The 17,434-nt window shown below is 68.2% G+C and carries 17 protein-coding genes; 8 read left to right on the top strand and 9 right to left on the bottom strand.

Translation table 11 applies throughout. The features are described 5' to 3' along the window. Positions 1–7: 7 nt before the first annotated feature. The gene (locus ABDZ89_RS16855; RefSeq protein ID WP_343780945.1) at positions 8–943 is read left to right on the top strand and encodes a DMT family transporter; all 936 of its coding nucleotides are present in this window, start codon (positions 8–10) and stop codon (positions 941–943) included. Positions 944–962: 19 nt separating this feature from the next. Here the strand turns inward: ABDZ89_RS16855 and ABDZ89_RS16850 are convergent, their stop codons facing one another. Next, positions 963–1,763, bottom strand: coding sequence for an RIO1 family regulatory kinase/ATPase domain-containing protein (locus tag ABDZ89_RS16850; protein ID WP_343780943.1), 801 nt, complete (start codon positions 1,761–1,763; stop codon positions 963–965). Between the two features lie 120 nt (positions 1,764–1,883). Between ABDZ89_RS16850 and ABDZ89_RS16845 the strand changes: the two genes are divergently transcribed. Beyond that, a complete protein-coding gene (locus ABDZ89_RS16845) occupies positions 1,884–3,032 on the top strand; it encodes an acyl-CoA dehydrogenase family protein (protein WP_343780941.1) in 1,149 nt (382 codons plus the stop codon). A 76-nt stretch (positions 3,033–3,108) separates the two neighbouring features. Here the strand turns inward: ABDZ89_RS16845 and ABDZ89_RS16840 are convergent, their stop codons facing one another. Next, the gene (locus tag ABDZ89_RS16840; protein WP_343780939.1) at positions 3,109–3,699 is read right to left on the bottom strand and encodes a hypothetical protein; all 591 of its coding nucleotides are present in this window, start codon (positions 3,697–3,699) and stop codon (positions 3,109–3,111) included. A gap of 158 nt (positions 3,700–3,857) precedes the next feature. Here ABDZ89_RS16840 and ABDZ89_RS16835 point away from each other — a divergent pair, with 158 nt between their 5' ends. Beyond that, entirely contained in the window at positions 3,858–4,379 is a 522-nt protein-coding gene (locus ABDZ89_RS16835; protein WP_343780937.1) for a halocyanin domain-containing protein, read from the top strand. Between the two features lie 57 nt (positions 4,380–4,436). On the opposite strand, the gene ABDZ89_RS16830 is transcribed toward ABDZ89_RS16835, so the two are convergent. Continuing rightward, a complete protein-coding gene (locus ABDZ89_RS16830) occupies positions 4,437–4,955 on the bottom strand; it encodes a hypothetical protein (RefSeq protein WP_343780934.1) in 519 nt (172 codons plus the stop codon). Positions 4,956–5,131: 176 nt separating this feature from the next. Here ABDZ89_RS16830 and ABDZ89_RS16825 point away from each other — a divergent pair, with 176 nt between their 5' ends. From ABDZ89_RS16825 to ABDZ89_RS16815, 3 genes are all read left to right on the top strand, one after another. Continuing rightward, positions 5,132–5,407 carry a cytochrome C oxidase subunit IV family protein gene (locus ABDZ89_RS16825; protein WP_343780932.1) on the top strand — a complete coding sequence of 92 codons (276 nt, stop codon included), beginning with the start codon at positions 5,132–5,134 and terminating at the stop codon, positions 5,405–5,407. A 205-nt stretch (positions 5,408–5,612) separates the two neighbouring features. Then, positions 5,613–6,272: a thiaminase II gene (gene tenA / locus ABDZ89_RS16820; RefSeq protein WP_343780929.1), complete on the top strand. Its 660-nt coding sequence runs from the start codon at positions 5,613–5,615 to the stop codon at positions 6,270–6,272. Positions 6,273–6,347: 75 nt separating this feature from the next. Continuing rightward, a complete protein-coding gene (locus ABDZ89_RS16815; protein ID WP_343780927.1) occupies positions 6,348–7,097 on the top strand; it encodes a GNAT family N-acetyltransferase in 750 nt (249 codons plus the stop codon). An 81-nt stretch (positions 7,098–7,178) separates the two neighbouring features. Here ABDZ89_RS16815 and ABDZ89_RS16810 read toward each other — a convergent pair whose 3' ends face one another. Both ABDZ89_RS16810 and ABDZ89_RS16805 read right to left on the bottom strand, forming a co-directional pair. Then, entirely contained in the window at positions 7,179–8,171 is a 993-nt protein-coding gene (locus ABDZ89_RS16810; RefSeq protein ID WP_343780924.1) for an NAD-dependent epimerase/dehydratase family protein, read from the bottom strand. Positions 8,172–8,273: 102 nt separating this feature from the next. Further along, on the bottom strand, positions 8,274–8,420 hold the full coding sequence (locus tag ABDZ89_RS16805) for a hypothetical protein (RefSeq protein ID WP_343780922.1): 147 nt from the start codon (positions 8,418–8,420) through the stop codon (positions 8,274–8,276). 79 nt (positions 8,421–8,499) lie between these two features. On the opposite strand from ABDZ89_RS16805, the gene ABDZ89_RS16800 reads away from it, so the two are divergent. Continuing rightward, positions 8,500–8,955, top strand: a complete 456-nt coding sequence (locus ABDZ89_RS16800) for a DUF7575 domain-containing protein (protein WP_343780920.1) — start codon at positions 8,500–8,502, stop codon at positions 8,953–8,955. Positions 8,956–8,995: 40 nt separating this feature from the next. On the opposite strand, the gene ABDZ89_RS16795 is transcribed toward ABDZ89_RS16800, so the two are convergent. Together ABDZ89_RS16795 and coxB are read right to left on the bottom strand one after the other, a co-directional pair. Next, positions 8,996–11,494, bottom strand: a complete 2,499-nt coding sequence (locus tag ABDZ89_RS16795) for a cbb3-type cytochrome c oxidase subunit I (protein ID WP_343780918.1) — start codon at positions 11,492–11,494, stop codon at positions 8,996–8,998. Then, positions 11,491–12,267, bottom strand: coding sequence for a cytochrome c oxidase subunit II (coxB, locus tag ABDZ89_RS16790; protein ID WP_343780914.1), 777 nt, complete (start codon positions 12,265–12,267; stop codon positions 11,491–11,493). Before coxB ends, ABDZ89_RS16795 begins: the two co-directional genes overlap by 4 nt. 279 nt (positions 12,268–12,546) lie before the next feature. Here coxB and ABDZ89_RS16785 point away from each other — a divergent pair, with 279 nt between their 5' ends. Next, positions 12,547–12,969: a hypothetical protein gene (locus tag ABDZ89_RS16785; RefSeq protein WP_343781004.1), complete on the top strand. Its 423-nt coding sequence runs from the start codon at positions 12,547–12,549 to the stop codon at positions 12,967–12,969. 51 nt (positions 12,970–13,020) lie between these two features. Here the strand turns inward: ABDZ89_RS16785 and ABDZ89_RS16780 are convergent, their stop codons facing one another. Continuing rightward, on the bottom strand, positions 13,021–15,519 hold the full coding sequence (locus ABDZ89_RS16780) for an efflux RND transporter permease subunit (protein ID WP_343780911.1): 2,499 nt from the start codon (positions 15,517–15,519) through the stop codon (positions 13,021–13,023). Positions 15,520–15,612: 93 nt separating this feature from the next. Next, positions 15,613–17,298: a COG1361 S-layer family protein gene (locus ABDZ89_RS16775; RefSeq protein ID WP_343780909.1), complete on the bottom strand. Its 1,686-nt coding sequence runs from the start codon at positions 17,296–17,298 to the stop codon at positions 15,613–15,615. Positions 17,299–17,434: the final 136 nt, after the last annotated feature.

The raw sequence follows: 17,434 nt of genomic DNA, 5'->3' as shown, positions 1-17,434 counted from the left end.
AGCCCGAATGACGGCCGGAGTCGGGCGGTACGCGTTCGCCGCCGCTCCCCTCGCGGCCGCCGCGTTGTGGGGCGGGATGTACGTCGTCAGCAAGTGGGGATTCGCGATGATCCCGCCGGTGACACTCGGGTTCCTCCGCGTCGGACTCGGCGCGGGGACGCTCGCGCTCGTCGTCACCTCCCGCGGGGAGTCGCCGCCGTCGCGCGGGGAGTGGCCGACGTTCGTCGGGCTGGGCGGGTGGGTGACGCTGACCGTCGCGGCGCAGTTTCTCGGGACCGAACTGACGAACGCGAGCCAAGGCTCGCTGCTGACGGTGTCGACGCCCGTGTTCACGGTGATCCTCGGCGCGGCGGTCCTCGGCGAGCGCGTCACGGCGAGGAAGGCGAGCGGGATGGCCCTCGCCGGCGTCGGAACGGCGGTCGTCCTCGCCGGGCGACACGACCCCGCGTCGGTCGCCGCGGACAACCTCCTCGGCGTGGGCCTCCTCCTCGTCGCGAGCGCGGCGTGGGCCGGCTACACCGTCTGGGGGCTGGGCGCCGTCAGGCGCCACGGCGCGCTCCGCGCGGCGACGTACTCCTCGCTCGCGGCCACGCCGCTTTTGGGGCTGCTCGCGGCGGGCGAGCTGTGGTATCTCGGCCGCTCGCCCGCGACGCTCCCGGTGACGGCGGAGTCGACGCTCGCGGTGCTGTACCTCGGAGTGGCGTCGACCGCGGCCGCCTGGTACCTCTGGTACAAGGGGCTGGAGTACGTCTCGGCGGGGACCGTCGCCGTCTTCTTCTTCGCTCAGCCGGTCGTCGGGGTGACCCTCGGCGCGGCCGTTCTCGGCGAGTCGCTGGGGCCGGGGTTCCTCGCCGGGGGTGGGTTGATGGCCGCCGGCATCTGGGTCGTGAGCCGAGAACGGGCCGAGCCGGGAGGCGAGCCCTCTGGGGATCGGACCGATTGAACCGGACGAAACCCGACCGCTACGTCCCTTCCCCGTCGTCTATCTCCGCTTTCAGCGCCGGCCGGTCGAACCCGTGGTCCGGCCGGGCGGCGACGAAGTCGAGGAACCGTTCGGCGGACGCCACGTCGTCGAGCTCGTAGCTCGACAGCGCCGCGTCGACGGCGGTCGCCGCGCCGACGAGGGGCTCCAACGCGGCGAGCGCGCTCGCGAGGTCGTACACCCGCGCCTCCTCGCGGCCGTCCTCGCTCACGCGGGTCGCGTCGATGACGTAGAGCTCCCCCTCGTGGACCAAGACGTTCTCGGCGCGGAGGTCGCCGTGCGCGAGGCCGGCGTCGTGGATCGTTCGGAGCGTCGCGAACAGGTCCGGGGCGAGTTCGGCGACGCGAGCGGCGTCGAGTTCCCCGAGCGTTCGGAACTCGGGGAGGTACTCCAACACGAGGACGCCGAACCCGTCGACCTCGAAGGCCTCGACGGGCTCCGGGGCGTTGACGCCGAGTTCGCGGACCCGCCGCGTGGCCTCGAACTCGTGGCGCGCCATCTCGTAAGGGGTCTCGTGGCGCTCGAAGAACCTCGCGGTGCCGGCCGAGACGGCCCCGATGTTCCGACCGGTGGTGAAAAGCGCGTGGACGAGCGTGTTCTGGCGGGTGATCACCTTCACGAAGAGGTCGTCGTCGACGACCATCGGGGTCGACAGCCAGTTGTCCGCGTCGAGGAACCGGACCCGCATCCCGTCGCGGTCGTACCGGTCCGCGAGCTCGCGCGCGACCCGTTCGAGGTCGGGCCAGTCGACGCGGCCGCGGACGAGCTCCCGGAACTCCATACCGGCGGAACGCGGCGGTGCGTGATAAGTCGTCGGCTCGGCACCGCACCCGATCGGAACGCGACGCGGTCTATCACGGTCGTTCGCATCGTTTATGTCCGCGGGTCGCAATTCTTGCCCATGGACTTCGAGGTACCTGCCGAACACCGGATGATACGCGATACCGTCCGGGAGTTCTGCGAGGAGGAGATCGCGCCCATCGCCCAGGAGATCGAGGACGAACACCGCTTCCCCGACGAGGTGTTCGAGGCCCTCGCGGACCTCGACATGATGGGGGTTCCGGTCTCCGAGGAGTACGGCGGGCTCGGCGGCGACCAGCTCATGTACGCGCTGGTCACGGAGGAGTTGGGGCGCGTCTCCGGGGGCATCGGGCTCTCGTACGCCGCGCACACGTCGCTGGGCGCGAAGCCGATCGACCTGTTCGGCACCGACGCACAGAAGGAGGAGTGGCTCCGCCCGCTCGCCGAGGGCGAGGGGATCGGCGCGTGGGCGCTCACTGAGCCCGGAAGCGGTTCGGACGCCTCCGACATGGACACGACCGCCGAGTACGACGCCGACGCCGACGAGTACGTCTTGAACGGGACGAAGCAGTTCATCACGAACGCCAGCGTCGCGAACTCGGTGCTGGTGAAAGCTGTCACCGACCCCGGCGCGGGCTACGACGGCATCTCGACGTTCATCGTCGACCCGGAGCGCGACGACGGGTTCGAGGTCACGACCGTCTGGGACAAGATGGGACTCAACTGCTCGCCGACCTGCGAGATCACCTTCGACGACGTGCGCCTCCCGGCCGACCGACTGCTCGGCGAGGAGGGCGAGGGGTGGACGCAGACGATGAAGACGCTTGACGGCGGACGGATCTCCATCGCCGCGCTCTCGGTGGGGCTCGCGCAGGGCGCCTACGAGGCCGCCAAGGACTACTCGGGCGAGCGCGAGCAGTTCGGGAAGCCGATCTCGAAGTTCGACGCGGTCCGCGACAAGGTGGTCCACATGCACCGCCAGACCGAGCGCGCGCGCCTGCTGACGCACAAGGCGGCCGCGAGGTACGACGCGGGCGAGTCCGTCACCCGCGAGTCGGCGCTCGCGAAGCTCGACGCCAGCGAGGCGGCCCGCGAGGTCGCCGAGGAGGCCGTCCAGACGCTCGGCGGGTACGGCTACACCACCGACTTCGCCCCGCAGCGCTTCTACCGCGACGCGAAGCTGATGGAGATCGGCGAGGGGACGAGCGAGATCCAACACGTCGTGATCGGCCGCGAACTGGGCCTGTAACCGGCTCGAACTGGCCCTGTAAGCGGTTTCGTTTCGCCGCCCGAGCGACGGATCGTCGCGGCCGCGACGCCCGACGCTACTCGAACTCCATGAGGTCGTCGTCGACGGCACGGAGACTCTCGGCGAGCCGCGAGTCCGTCGGGACCGCCCGCCGGAACGGCTCCGAGCCGAACCGCGCGTCACCGTTCACGGACACCATGCCGAGGTCGGCGGGGTCGCCGTCGAGCCCGGTCAGGAAGGCGACGGTCCGGACGGCGGGAACGTCGCCCGCCTGCGAGCGCGGGTCGACGGTGCCGTACAGGGTGCGGTTGACCGCGACGTGGTGGACGCAGGTCGGCGTCGGCGCGAAACACAGCAGGTAGCGGGCGCCCGGCTCCGTGCGGCCGAGTTTGGGACGGAGCGCGTGGCTCTCGTCGGCGTGGAAGTACCGCTCCATCCGGCGGTACTGGCGGAGTATCTCGTTGGCACCGGTGGCCCGGCGGACCGCGGCGTCAGACTTGAGTTCGATCACGCGGTCGACGGGGGCCGGCGTCCGCGTCCGGACGAAGAGGTCCACGACCCCCCGCCGCCCGTCGGCGTCGTACGGCTCTTCGAGCCGGATCGCCGGCGCGTCGCTCGTCGCCTCGTAGTGGTCGACGAGTCGGGTCGCCAGCGCGTCTTCGCGCATGCCTCTCGCGAGGCGACGGAGGGCGATAAACCCCGCTCTCGGCGTCCGCGGGGAGAACGGGCACGCGCCGACCGCCGGAGTCGGAATTCGGTACCGAAGGTTCTCACGAACCGGAAGCCATCACGGGGTTTGTAAGGCTTCGACCCCTACGTGTGATGATGTCTGATAAACTGTCCAGACGGCGGTATCTCGCCGGGACCGGAGCCGCGTTGACCATCGGAACGCTCGCCGGCTGTTCCGGCGGCGGCGACGGCGGTGACGGGTCCGACGGGAGCGACGGGTCCGACGGTGGGAGCGGTTCCACCATCGAGGACGTTCCGAGCGCGATCGACGACTACCTCTCGGACGCGAGCCTGTACGAGGGGACGATGGTCGACGCGACGGGACAAGACGAGGTGACCATCGAGGTCGGCGCCGGCGACATCGGGTACGCCTTCTCGCCGCCGGCGGTCCGCATCGACTCCAGCACGACCGTCGTCTGGGAGTGGACCGGCGCGGGCGGCGGGCACAACGTGGCCTCGGTCGAGGGCTCCGAATCCGACTTTGACAACGGGGAGACGGTCACCGAGGAGGGGTACACCTTCGAGCAGTCGTTCGACAACACCGGAGTCCAGCTGTACGAGTGCACCCCGCACTCGGCTAACGGGATGCTCGGCGCGATCGAAGTCGTCGAAGCCTGATTCGCCCTTCGCGGGTCGGTCACGCGCGGAAACCGTTTTTTGCGACCGAGACGGACCTCAGGAGAGGAACGACCAGCGGACGTCGACGATCCGGTCGTCCTCCGTGGTGACCGTCGGTCGCGCGAGGTGGTCGTTGGCGTTGACGCCCGCGTCCGCCAGCCGGGTCAGCGCCGCTTCGAGCGAGCGGTCCGAGCGGTCCACCGCCGAGTCGCGTTCGTACGGGGCGTCGATGGGATTCGCACGAGAGTTCGAGACCGCGATCGCGTCGGTGAGATCGCTCCCGATCGCGTGCGGCGGCTGGTGGAAGTGCCAGTCACCGATCGTGAGAAAGAGCCACACGTCGCCGTTGATGGCGTGGTACTCGCCCGTGACGCGGTTGGCGTCGTAGGCGACGATCCGCGCGAGCACGTCGGTCTTGAGCCGATAGAGCGCGTCCTTTCGCGCCGACCGGACGTTGCTCTCGGTGACGTCGCCGCGCTCGTAGGCGGCGGTCGCCTCGTCGGCGAACTGCTTTGCGACCTTGTTGACGACGTACAGCGATTCGAGCAGGTCGTCCGTCGGTTCGAGGGGAGTCACGGCGAATGTCGGTCGGGGCTGCGACCAGCGGCAGGTCCGGCCGTCGCGCTCATAGGCGTTTCGGGCTCCCGACGCCGACGCGCCCGAGACCGGCACCGGCCGCGCTCCCGACTACGGCCCGGCGAGCGACCCCCGATGGTTAATTCTTTAAGCGCAGGGACGAAGTGGAGTGTAAGATGGCGCACGACTCCGTGAAACTGTATTCGGCGATATACGTCGCCCTCCTCGTCGCGGCGACGCTGAACTTCGCGCTCTTCGAGACGTCGTTCATCGAGTTCACGTACGTCCAGGCGATCGTCGGGACGCTGGTGATCGCGTCCGTCAAGACGCTGCTCATCGTCGCGTACTTCATGCACCTCCGGTGGGAGAACCGCTCGCTAACCTACGTGATGGGACTCGCGCTCGCGCTCACCATGCTGCTCATGGCGGCGGCGACGTACTCCATCTCGTAAACCGCCTCGGGCGCCCCGCCCGCCGCAGACCGTCGGGCCGCGACGCGCGTGAACCGCCGCAGACCGTCGACGGCCTCGGCGCTCCGTTCCTACGTTCTCGCCGAAATCGACGCGATCGCTGACAGTCGAGTGTCTCGACTCTACGTTTGTATCACTAAGTAGTATTAGTTAGTTATATCACGGTCGCACTCCGACTCTCGCGGAGATGGCGTTCAGTGACAGACTGCTCGACGCGGGCGCGGACGTCTGGGAGGCGCAGAAGGAACACCCGTTCGTCGTCGAACTCGCTGACGGCACGTTGGACCGCGAGGCGTTCCGCCACTGGGTGAAACAGGACTACCGCTACCTGCTCGACTACGCGCGAGTCTTCGCGCTCGCGGGTGCGAAGGCGGACGACGAGGCGACGACGCGGCGGCTGGCGGCGACCGCTCACGCCACCCTCGACGACGAGATGGACCTTCACCGGTCGTTCGCGTCCGAGTACGGTCTCTCCGCGGCGGAGCTCGAAGCCGTCGAGAAGGCCCCGACGTGTGCCGCCTACACGGACTTCCTCGTCCGGACGGCTCACGAGGGGTCGATCGCGGAGATCAGCGCCGCCGTCTACCCGTGCGGACAGGGCTATCTCGACGTCGCCGACCACATGGCGGCACTCGCGACCGAGGAGCACCGGTACACCCCCTTTATTGAGAAGTACACGAGCGACGCGTTCCGCGAGACCGTCGCGTGGATGCGCGACCTCGTGGACCGGTACGCCGAGGAGCGCCCCGGCGAGCGGGACGCGATGCGGGCGGCGTTCCTCCGGAGCGCCCGGCTCGAACACGCCTTCTGGGAGATGGCGTACTCTCGAGAACGGTGGCCCGTGTAGCGGGTCACCGTCGAACCTGCGTCACGGCGTGAGATCGCGACCGAGTTTTTTGTAGCCACGGAGCGATCCGACCGTATGGACCTACGCGAAGCAACCGCCGAAGACATCGACGCGGTCCGGTCGGTCGCCCGCGAATCGCTCGTGGCGTCGTACGGACACGCCGTCGACGAGGGGCTGTTAGACGAAGCCGTCGAAGAGTGGTACGACGCCGGCGACCTCGGTGACGACGTCAGCGACGACGACGCGGTGTTCCCCGTCGCCGTCGAGGACGGGGTCGTCGTCGGCTTCGCGGAGAGCTACGTCGTCGGACGGCGCGAGCGCGTCGGCGAGATCGACTGGCTCCACGTCCACCCCGACCACCGGGAGTCCGGCATCGGCTCCGCGCTCTTGGAGCGGGTCGAGTCCGCCCTCCGCTCGGCCGAGGTGGACCGGATCGAGGCGCGCGTCCTCGCGGACAACGAGGCGGGCACGGAGTTCTACGAGCGAGAGGGGTACGAGGTCGTCGGCGAGCGCGACATCAACATCGGCGGCGAGACGTTCGCGGAGCGGGAGTACCGGAAGCAGGTGGGTCGCCTCACGGGCATTTCCGACGCGACCTACGAGACGGACGACGGCGAGACGGTCCACGTCGCCTTCGACGAGAGCGAGCGCGGGTCGCGAGCCCCGTTCTACGTCGCGTACGCCGATCCGGGCCACGAAAGTCGGTACGGCTACCTCTGTGGCAACTGCGAGGGCACCGACATCGCGATCGACACGATGGACCGCGTGGAGTGTCTCGACTGCGGGAACCGCCGGAAGCCGACGCGGTGGGACGCGGCCTACTGACGCCGTCGCTCGCCGGTTTCGCTGCCGCCAGTCGTTCAGTTCTCAGCACCGACCGAGAGCGGCGAGATCTCGACCCCCTTTTCAGAGCGTATCCTTGACGCCGAGGACTCGCTCCTCCGCGTCGCGGCCGGGGTCCCACTCGCTCCCGTCGCGGTCCGACTCGCGGTGTTCGCGCACGGTCCGCTCCATCGCCTCGTCGACGGGCGTCGACTCCCAGCCGAGGTCGGCGAGCGCGCAGGTGTCAAGCAGGTGCGGATACTCCCGGTAGAGGACGAAGTCGTCGGGTTCGAGGCCCCCGGCCGCGAGCGCGTCGTCGCTCGCGGCGACGATTTCGCAGTCGACCTCCGCGGCGTCGGCGACCGTCTCGAGGGTCTCACGCAGCGTGAGCGCGCGTCGGTCCCCGACGTTGTACGCCGCGCCGGGCTCCCCGCGCTCTGCGACGATCCGGAGCGCGCTCGCCACGTCCTCGACGTACGCCCGGTGCCAGAGGTTCTGTCCGTCGCCGGGGATCACCACGCGGTCGTGCGTGAGCACGCGGTCGATCCAGTAGTCGAGCCGCTCAGTGTAGTCGTGCGGCCCGTAGACGATACACGGACGAACCGCGGTCGCGGCGACGCCCTCCTCGGCGGCCGCGAACACCGCGCGGTCTCCCTCGGCCTTGCGGTTGCCGTACGTCTCGTGGTCGTCGTCGGTCGCCTGTTCGGGCGAACACGGCTCCAGCGGGGTCTCGCCCTCTCGTTTCGGAATCTCCTCGGCCGCGTAGCTGGACCCCGACGAGATGTACACGTATCCGTCGACGTCGGCGAATATCTCGGTGGCGGTCTCAACGTCGGCCGGGTGGTAGGCGACGCAGTCGATCACGATGTCCGGCTCGACCGACAGCTTCGCCGCGCGGAGGGCGGTGTCGTCCTTCCGGTCGCCCTCGACGCGGGTCACGCGGTCGTCGTCAGCGAAGGGATCCTCGTGGTTGCCGCGGTTGAATATCGCGACCTCGTAGTCGTGTGCCAGCAGCTCCCCGACCGTGTGTCGGCCGATGAAACGCGTCCCACCGATAACGAGCGCGGTGTCTGTCATACCGTAGCTCGAACGAGTAGGGTGAAAAACGTGCCCGAATCGGCAGCGCGTACTGACGGCGGGAAGGCGAACAGCGTCGCCGTCCGCTCGTCTCGCCGGCGTCTACTCCTCGTCGCCGCCGGGCGGACCGTCGCCGCGCCACCGGCGGTACAGGAGGTACGCGACGCCGAGTCCGATTCCCCAGGTCGCGACGCCGAACACCGCGAACGCGGCCCCGTAGAGGAACTCACCGAGCGGCACACCGAACATACCGGAGTTCGGCGCGTCCGGCACATAAACGCTCCGAGAGAGGGATAGGTTCTCGGGCACCAAGCTCGTACGGGCGGCCATGTCGGACCGCACGCTGCGTCGACCCTGGCTCGCTGCCCTGCTCGCGCTCGTCGTCTCCGGACTCGGCCACGCGTACCTCCGCCGGTGGGCTCGCGCGTTCGGCTGGTACGTGGCCGTCACCGCGGCCGTCTTCCTGTTCGTCCCCGAGTCCGCCATCGACGGCGTCCTCGCCGGCGATCCGCCGCCGGTCCGCGATGTCGCGCCCGCCGCGGCGGTCGTCGCCGCGAGCGTGATCGACGCGTACGTCGTGGCGCACCGGAACAACCGAGAGTACGAGCGAGAACGCGACGCGAGCCGGACGAGCGCCGGCGCGACGGCCGCAGACGGAACGACTGACGACGCCGACGCGCCGTCCGCGGAAACGGTCCGCTGTCCGGAGTGCGGTCGCGAGAGCGACGCGACGGTCGACTTCTGTCAGTGGTGCGCGGAGCCCCTCGAGCGGGACGCTCCCTGACAGCGAAACCGAGAAGGAAAACCGCGGGCCGCGAACCGCCTCAGAAGAGGTAGAACAGCGGGAAGATGAACACCCAGACGATGTCCACGAAGTGCCAGTAGAGGCCGAAGTACTCGATCGGCCGTTCGTCGTCGAGGTAGTGACCCTGGTACACCCTGACGAACAGGAAGATGGCGACCACGAGGCCGAGCAGCACGTGGATGCCGTGGAGTCCGGTCGTGACGTAGTAGATCGACGCCTGGATCGGGTCACCGTGGGCGTTCGCCGAGATGGTGACGCCGCGGTCGAAGATCTCGTGGTTCCACTCCCACAGCTTGATGCTCATGAACGTGAACCCGAGCAGGATCGTCGTCCCCAGCATCGCGAGGAGCCCCTGCCGGCTCTTCCGGCGTGCCGCGACCAGTGCCAAGATCACGGTGAACGAGGACGTGATCAGCACGAAGGTGTTGATGAGCCCCGGTAGCGACTCGGTCAACGGCTCCCACGTCATCCAGCCCGCGTTGTAGCGGACGAAGATCGCCGCGGAGAGGAACGCGCCGAAGACGATCACGTCGGAAGCCAGGAAGAACCACATCCCGAGCTTCACCTTCTCGACGCCCCCGAACGGCCAGCGTTCGGCGAACTCGGTCGGCGGCGCGTAGAAGTCCTCCAAGCCCCACTTCACGCCCGTGTAGAGGAGCCCGAGCATCCCGGCCACGATGGCGGTCGGATACATCGCGTTCGAGATTACGATGTCGCTCTGCATGGCGGTCTCGCCCAGCTGGACGGTGACCGAGTCCGCGAACCCGGAGAAGCCGAAGAGCGTGACGCCGAGCGCGAGCGCGAGCGCGAACGGCCAGATGCTGGCGTGGCTGGCGTGCCGATCCCAGTAGGGGTACTCGGAGATGTGTGCCGAGTGGCTGTCACCGCCGTCCGTGGCGACGTCACCGTTGTCGTCGGTCTTCATCGCGGGACCGCCGTCCGGCACGAAGTCTTTCACGAACTCCAGTTTCCCGGAGGCGTACGACGGCCGGTTCGGCCAGTTCTCCAGCGGCGGGGGCGAGGAGACCGCCCACTCCGCGGTCCGCGAGTAGTCCCACGGGTTGTCGCCGGCCGGTTCGCCGGAGACGTAGGACTTCGCGAAGTTGTAGAACATGATGAAGAAGGACAACCCGAGCACGAACGCTCCGATGGTCCCGAACTGGTGGTAGATCTGGAACTCAGGGTTGTACTCGAACACGCGGCGGGGGGTCTCCCAGCCGAGGAACATCGAGAAGTAGACGGCGTTGAACCCGATGAAGAACGCCACGAAGTGGACCTTCCCGAGGAACTCGTCGTACATCTTCCCCGTTATTTTCGGGAACCAGTAGTAGGCCCCGCCGAACAGCGCCGTCGCCCCGCCGAACATCACGTAGTGGAAGTGCGCGACCACCCAGTAGGTGCCGCGGAACTCGTAGTCGAGCACGATGGCGCCGAGGAACACCCCCGTGATGCCACCGAGGATGAACAGCAGCAGCGCGCCGAACGCGAACAGGAACGGCGTCGTGAACTGGATCCGCCCCTTGATCAGCGTGTAGATCAGCGAGAACACGACCAGGTCGAAGGGGAGTGAGATCCCGATGGTCGTGGCCATCATCAGCGTCTTGATCTCCAGGTTGATCGTCGTCAGGAACATGTGGTGCATCCACACGAGGAACGACTGGACGGAGATCAGACAGATGGAGATGATCACCCACTTCCGTCCGACGAGCCGGCGGCCGGAGAACGTCTGGAACAGCTCCAGCATGACGCCGAGCGCCGGGAAGAAGACGATGTACACCTCGGGGTGGCCGAAGAACCAGAACAGGTGTCCCCACAGCAGGGAGCCGCCTTCGGTCGCCGAGAAGTAGACGCTCCCGAGGACCCGGTCCGCCGCCAGGATGAGTCCGACCGCGAGCAGCGCGGCGAACGCGAACAGCATCATCCACACGGTCGCGAGCATCGACCAGGTGAACATCGGCATGTCCATGATGCCCATCCCTTCCGCGCGGGAGTGATGGATGGACGTGAGGAAGTTCACCGTCGACGTCGTGGTGCCGGTGACGAACATCGCGAGCGCGAGCACCGCGCCGGTCGACCCGATGCTCGGCGTGTACATCGGCACGTTGAGCGGGGCGTATATCGTCCACCCCGCGGAGAGCGTGCCGCCCTGGAAGAAGCTGATCGCGAGCAGGACGCCCGAGAACAGGTACAGCCAGTAGGACACCGCGTTGAGCCGCGGGAACGCGAGGTCGTCAGCGCCGATCTGAAGCGGCACGAAGTAGTTCGCGAAGCCGAACGCGAACGGCGAGAGGAACCAGAACACCATGATCAACCCGTGCGCGGTGACGGCCTCGTTGTACGCGAGTCCGGAGAGGATCTGGCTCGTCGGGTCCCACAGTTGGAGGCGGATGAGAAGCGCCATCACGCCGCCGAACAGCAGGAAGAACAGCGCGGTGATCGTGTAGAGGATACCGATGTCCTTGTGGTTGGTCGTGACGAGCCACCGCTTGACGGAGGTCGTCGGCGGGAGTTCGCTCATGCGCTCACCCCGCTCGGCGTCGCGAGTCCGACCCGAGAGCTATCGATGCTCGCGCTCTCGGAGCTGTTCCCGGTCGACGCGTACCACTCTTCCCACTCGTCTTGCGGCATGACCGTGACCTGTCCCTTCATCGCCGAGTGACCCGGACCACACAGCTCGAAGCACTGGACGTCGAAGGTCGCCTCGCCGCCCTGGGCCTGGACGTCCTCGGAGCTCACTTTGAACCAGATCTCGTTGTAGTCACCGGGGATGGCGTCGGTTTTGATTCGTAAGTCTGGTGACCCGAAATTGTGCCAAACGTCCCTCGAAGTGACGTTGAGATCGATCCGCTGGTCCGCGGGCACAATGAGCTCGTCACGCTCCGTGTGACCGTTGGGATACTCGTACGCCCAGCCGTACTGATAGCCTTCGACCATGATCTCGATGTCGCCCTCGCCGCCGGCGTCCGGTCCCTCCTCCACGTAGAGGAGCAGCCCGTACGCGTACACGACGAGACTGATCACGACGATCGCGCTCAACCCGAACGAGAGGAAGAGCTTCTTCGCTTTCGGACCGCCCTGTCCCGTCGGGAGCTCGCCGACGACCGGTGCGTCGAAGTCCTCGTCCGACCGGTCGCCGTCGTCGCGGTACTTGTACACGTTCCACAGCGTGTACGCGACGACGATGGTGCCGACGAGGGTACCGAGCGCGAGGAAGACGAAGAAGATCTCGTCGAAGACCTCCGCCTGTGCGCGCCAGTCGCTCCCCTGTTGTAGGATAACTGGATCTATCATGTTCGTCTGTCTGCTCTTGTATCACCCTTGGCGATGGTACACTTATCTCTTGTGTAGCAGGGCGGGGGGACGGGGGTTCGAGGCCCGGTTTCCCTCCTCGACTCGCCCGTAACACCTCGACCGTCCTACGGGAACGGCGCTCGCGAAGGTCGAGTGAGCGCCCGGAGCGGACCCGCGCACCGGGGCGGAACGAACGCGTCGAAGGGTATTTGTACGCGCGAACGGAGGCCCTAATAACGGATATCCATGACATCACTCAGCCTCTTGAGCACGGGTCTGATGGGCCTACTCGTCGTCGCCACGTTCGTCGCAATCGCCGAGATCGGCGGAAAGCGGACCGCTCCCGGCCGCGACGAGACGGGCGGTCAGTACGAGGCCATCGTGGCGTCGCTCAGCGAGGTCGTCCGGACGCCCGTCGTGTGGGCGATCTCGTTCGTCGGCATCACCGCCCTCATCGGCGGGAGCATCCTCCTCGGCGTCGGCAGCTTCGGTATCTCCGAGGGGCTGGCCGGTACGCTGGTGACCGTGGCGTACCTCCTCGTCGGACTCCTCCTCGTCGGCTTCGTCTTCCTCGGCGCGTACTTCGCGACCCGGAGCCGCGGACTCGGGAACGCACACGGCGTCGCCGCCGGGACGCTGGCGACGGGCGCCGCGTTCCTCGTCTTGGTCACCGTCCAACTGGTCGTCGGCGTTCTCGGTTGATTCGGTCCGAAGTCGTCGCGTTTCTCGTCTCAGTGTGTGAAAACGCGCTCGTCAGTCGCTACTCCTGACGCCCGAGTCTCTGAGTCCGTCGTCGAGGCCGAGACCGACTCGATCCCCGTACCGCGCCCACACGACGACGAGCGACGGGACGAGTAGGATCGAACAGAGGTACGCGTAGAACACGCCCAGCGCGAGCAGCACGCCGAAGTCGCGCAACAGCGGGATCACCGCGAGCCACAGCACGCCGAGCCCGGAGACGGTCGTGAGCATGCTGCCGGTGAGCGCGCCGCCCGTCCCGGCGATGGTGACGTCGAGGGCCTCGTCGATCGGGAGCCCGGCCTGGTACTCGTCGACGAACCGGTGGACGAAGTGGACGGTGTAGTCGACCCCGAGCCCGATGGAGACGGAGAGGATCGGCGCGTTGATCGGCGTCAGCGGAATCGAAAACAGCCGCATCGACCCGACGAGCAGCCCGACAGTGACGAGGACCGGAACGAGGTTCAACAGGCCGTAGACGGCCTTCCCCTCGAGGTAGGCGTACGAGAGGGCCAGGAACAACGCCGTGAGGCCGAAAGCGGTGAAGAGGCTCCGGATCGCCGACTCCGTCAGCAGGTCGATCACCGCCTCGTTGACGACGAGGTCTCCGGTCGGGACGGCTTCGAGCGGCGTCCGCTCGGCCAGCTGGCGCACGTCCGCGACCGCCTCCGAGTTGTCGACGCCCGGTCGGATCGTGTAGTCGATCCGTGCGCTCCCGCGGTCGGCCGCCACGTAGCCGCGCGCGCGCTGCTCCGCGGGCGAGTCGAGGAGCGCGTCGTACACCTCGTCGACGTTCCGGTCCGGCACGCCGTTGCCGAGGCGGTCGTTCCGCTCGACCAGCGCCGCGAACTGGGGGTCGCGTTCCGCGTGGTCGTCGATCACCGTGACGATGCTCGTCGAGGCGGCCCGCCGCTGGTCGGTCGTCGCGAAGGTGTCCGGCGGGTTCCGGGTGGTCCGGTCGATCAGCTCCAAGGCGTCGTCGTCTCTCACCGACTGGTCGATGTACAGCGTCACCGACCCGACGAAGTCCTGTTCGAACTCCTCTTCGAAGATGTTCAACACGTCGAGGAACGTGTACTCCGTCGGCGCGAACGGCTCCGGAAGCTCCGAGTACGTTTCCAGCCGGTCCTGATCTGGGAAGAAGGCCTCCTCGGAGAACTCCGTGTTCACGCCGGTCCCGTAGGCGCCGCCGGCGGCGCCGCCGACGAGGAGAACGGCGACGACGGCGATCGGTGCGATCCGAGAGAGGTCGACGCCGACGTGGAGGACCCGCGCGAGCCGCGAGCCGCCGGCACCCAGGGCGGACGTCCCGAACGTCGGGATCGGGAGCCGCTCGCGCCACCGGTCGGCGAACACCTTCGCCGCGGGGAGGAAGACGCCGAAGACGATCAGCGTGAACGTGATCCCGGCGCCCGCGACGAGGCCGAAGTCGCGGTTCGGGTCGAACGGGCTCACCAGGTTCGAGGCGAGCCCGAACACCGTCGTGATAGTCACGAGCAGGAATGCGATGAGCAGTTGGTCGGTCGTCGTCCGCATCGACGTCTCGATCCCCGCGCCGGTGGCCCGCTCCTCGCGGTAGCGGTTGACGATGTGTATCCCGAAGTCGATCCCGACCGCGAGCAGGAGCGGGAAGACCGTCACCAGCGAGTCCGAGAAGGGGATTCCGGCGTATCCCATGAAGCCGAACGTCCACAGTAGCGACATCAACAGCGCGGTGATCCCGATCGCCATGTCGATCGGGTCGCGGTATGAGAAGATCAGGAACCCGACGATCAGGATCAGCGCGGCGGGGAACACGATGATCGCGGTGTCGGTCAACAGGGCGGTGATCTCCGACTGGAGGACGCCGTCGCCGAAGAGGATGACGTTCTCGCCGGCCTCGTTGCCCGGGACCGAGTCGACGACCTCGACGCTGCGAGTCTGGAGCTCCGTCACCCGCGCGGTCGTGGCCGCCTCCGGGAGGTCGTAGCTGATGCCCACGATGGCGGTTCCGGCCGCCTGTGCGGTCGGGTTGTAGTCGACGGACACCTGCGGGGCGACGACGCCCGCCGCGTCGGCGTCGGCGATGGCCCGGCGCAGTTCGGCCGGCGTCGCCTCGGCGACCGCGTCGCGTCGCTCGGCCGCGTTCGCCGCGTCGGGGTCCAGCTGTCGGGCGATCGCGTCCGCGTGGCTCGACGTCGAGGCGACCCGGAGCGTCGACCGCGACTCCAACCGGTGTTGGGTCTCTAACGTCCTGACCAGCGCGTCCCGAGAGAGCACGTTGTCGTCGGAGACGATCACCTGCGCCGACGTCGCGGAGCCGCCGATCGAGGTCTCGAACTCCTCGTTGATGTCGTCGAGCGCGCGCTGTGCGGGGATGTCCTGCGTGAACTGGCCGGCGCCCGCGCTGGTCTCGATGCCGGTCACGCCGCCGCCGAAGGCGACGGTGACGAGCAGGAACACCGCGATGACCGCCAGCGGGCGCTCGGTGACGACGCGGTCTATCTCCTCGATCAGCCGGTCGACTGCGGTCACCGGTGCCCCGCTGGCCGCCGGTCGGGATCCAGCGGGGGCGATCCGTCGCGTCGCGGGGGTCCTCTCTCGGGGGATGCGTATCCAGTCATCCGATCACCGCCGACGGTACCAGACGGCGCCGCCGACCGCGGCGACGACGAGCAGGACGCCGACGGCGATCAGGCCGACGGGCGTGCCGCCGTCGTCGGTGGCGGGGGTCACCGTCACCGGGACCTGCGTGATGTCCGAGATGCGGTCGTTGCCCCGCTCGTCGTCGTAGCGGAAGTCGAGTTCGATCGGGTGTTCCTCGACGCTCGCGCTCTGCGCGGCGGAGACCTCGAACCAGATGTTCGCGGACTCGCCCGGTTCGAGCTCCTCGACGAACGCTTCGTCGTTGACCGCCGTCAGCGGGCTGTCAGCGTAGAGGCCGGCGTTGATAGACGACAGGGTCTCCGGCCGCCGGTTGGTGATCTCGACGTCGATCCGCCGGGTCTCGCCGGCGGAGACCGTCGCGTTCTCGACCGCGAGGTCGAACTCGGGCTGCCTGGGCGCCACCTCGACGCGGCGCGTCTTCTCGACGGTGAGCGTCGCCTCGCCGCTGTCGTACTCGGTGGTGAACCTGAACTGTCGCGGCCCGGGGTCCGCGCTCCCGCTCACGTCGGCGTCGAACGAGAAGTCGGCGGACTCGCCGGCCGGGATCGTCGGGAGCGCGTATCGGCTCTCACCGAGGCTCACGCGGTTGCTCCCGGAGTCGGCCACGAGGACCGCGTTCTCCACGTCGACCGGTCCCTCGTTGGTGAGCGTGCCGGAGACCGTTCCGGAGTAACCCACTTCGAGCGTCCCGGAGACGTTACTGAGCGAGAACGACTGTTCCGGGACCGGGACGACGCCGGCGCGAGCGGGCGCCGCGGTCTCTTCGATCCCGTTCGAGTCGCGGTAGTCGACCGTCGAGGAGAGCGCGTACGCGCCGCCGCCGAACGAGGTGCCGACACTCGAGTCGAACGTCACCGTTCGGTTCTCGCCGGGCGCCCAGTCGCCGACGAAGGACTGACCGCCGCCCTCGCCGAGGCGGACGCCGGGCGCCGTCGTGGTTCCGGAGACGACCGCGTCGCGGGCGATCTCCTCGCCGACGTTCGCCAGCGTGACGGTCACGTCGCCGCTGCCGCCGACCTGCGCGTCGGTGTCCGTCTCGAGCACGGCGAACCGCGCGCCGTCGTCGACGACGATCGTGAGATCGAAGTCCTCGATCCCGCGGCGGTCCTTGTGGTCGTTGAACTCGGGGATGATCTCGAAGGTGTACCGGTAGCGGGCGGTCGCCTCCACCTCGTACCTGCCGTCCGGCACGTCGTCGGGCACGGTCACGTCGAGCGGGACGGAGACCGGGCTGGCGGCGGTCCTGACGTCGCCGACCGGGATCGGTCCGTCCTCGACGTCGATCGGCACGTCGCCGTCGTCGATCTCCAGCGTGAGTCCGCGGGCGGTGGTAACATCCGGATCGAGCTGGTTGCCGATCTCCATCTCCCCGGTGTTGACGATGTCGACCGTGACGGTTGACTCGGCGCCGGCCGGCACCGAGGCTTGCGACACGAAGAGGTCGAGCACGGGCGATCCCCGAACCTGTCTCGGAGTCGGGTCCGTCTGGGCGACGGCGCCGTCCGCGGTCGAGAGCGCGGCGTAACCGCTCCCGGACGCCCCTCCGATCGCGGGCGCCGCGGCCCCGCTGAGCGAGACGGCGACGAGCAGCGCGCTCACCGCGACGACGGCGAGCGCGGCCGTCGCGAACCGCGCCGACCGACTCATATGTTCCCTCCGGCGATTCTCTGGGCGAGTCTGGTCGCCCGCGGCGACCGGTCGGACCGCGGCGCGTCGGAACGGGTCATACGGTTCGGTTGGGCGCTTGACGCATAAGCGTGCTGAATGAACGTTCAATCAGGGG

Source organism: Halorubrum ejinorense (assembly GCF_039522565.1).
GTDB classification, from domain to species: domain Archaea; phylum Halobacteriota; class Halobacteria; order Halobacteriales; family Haloferacaceae; genus Halorubrum; species Halorubrum ejinorense.
Note: the sequence above shows the minus strand (reverse complement) of the source record. Positions and strands in the feature narration are given on the sequence as shown.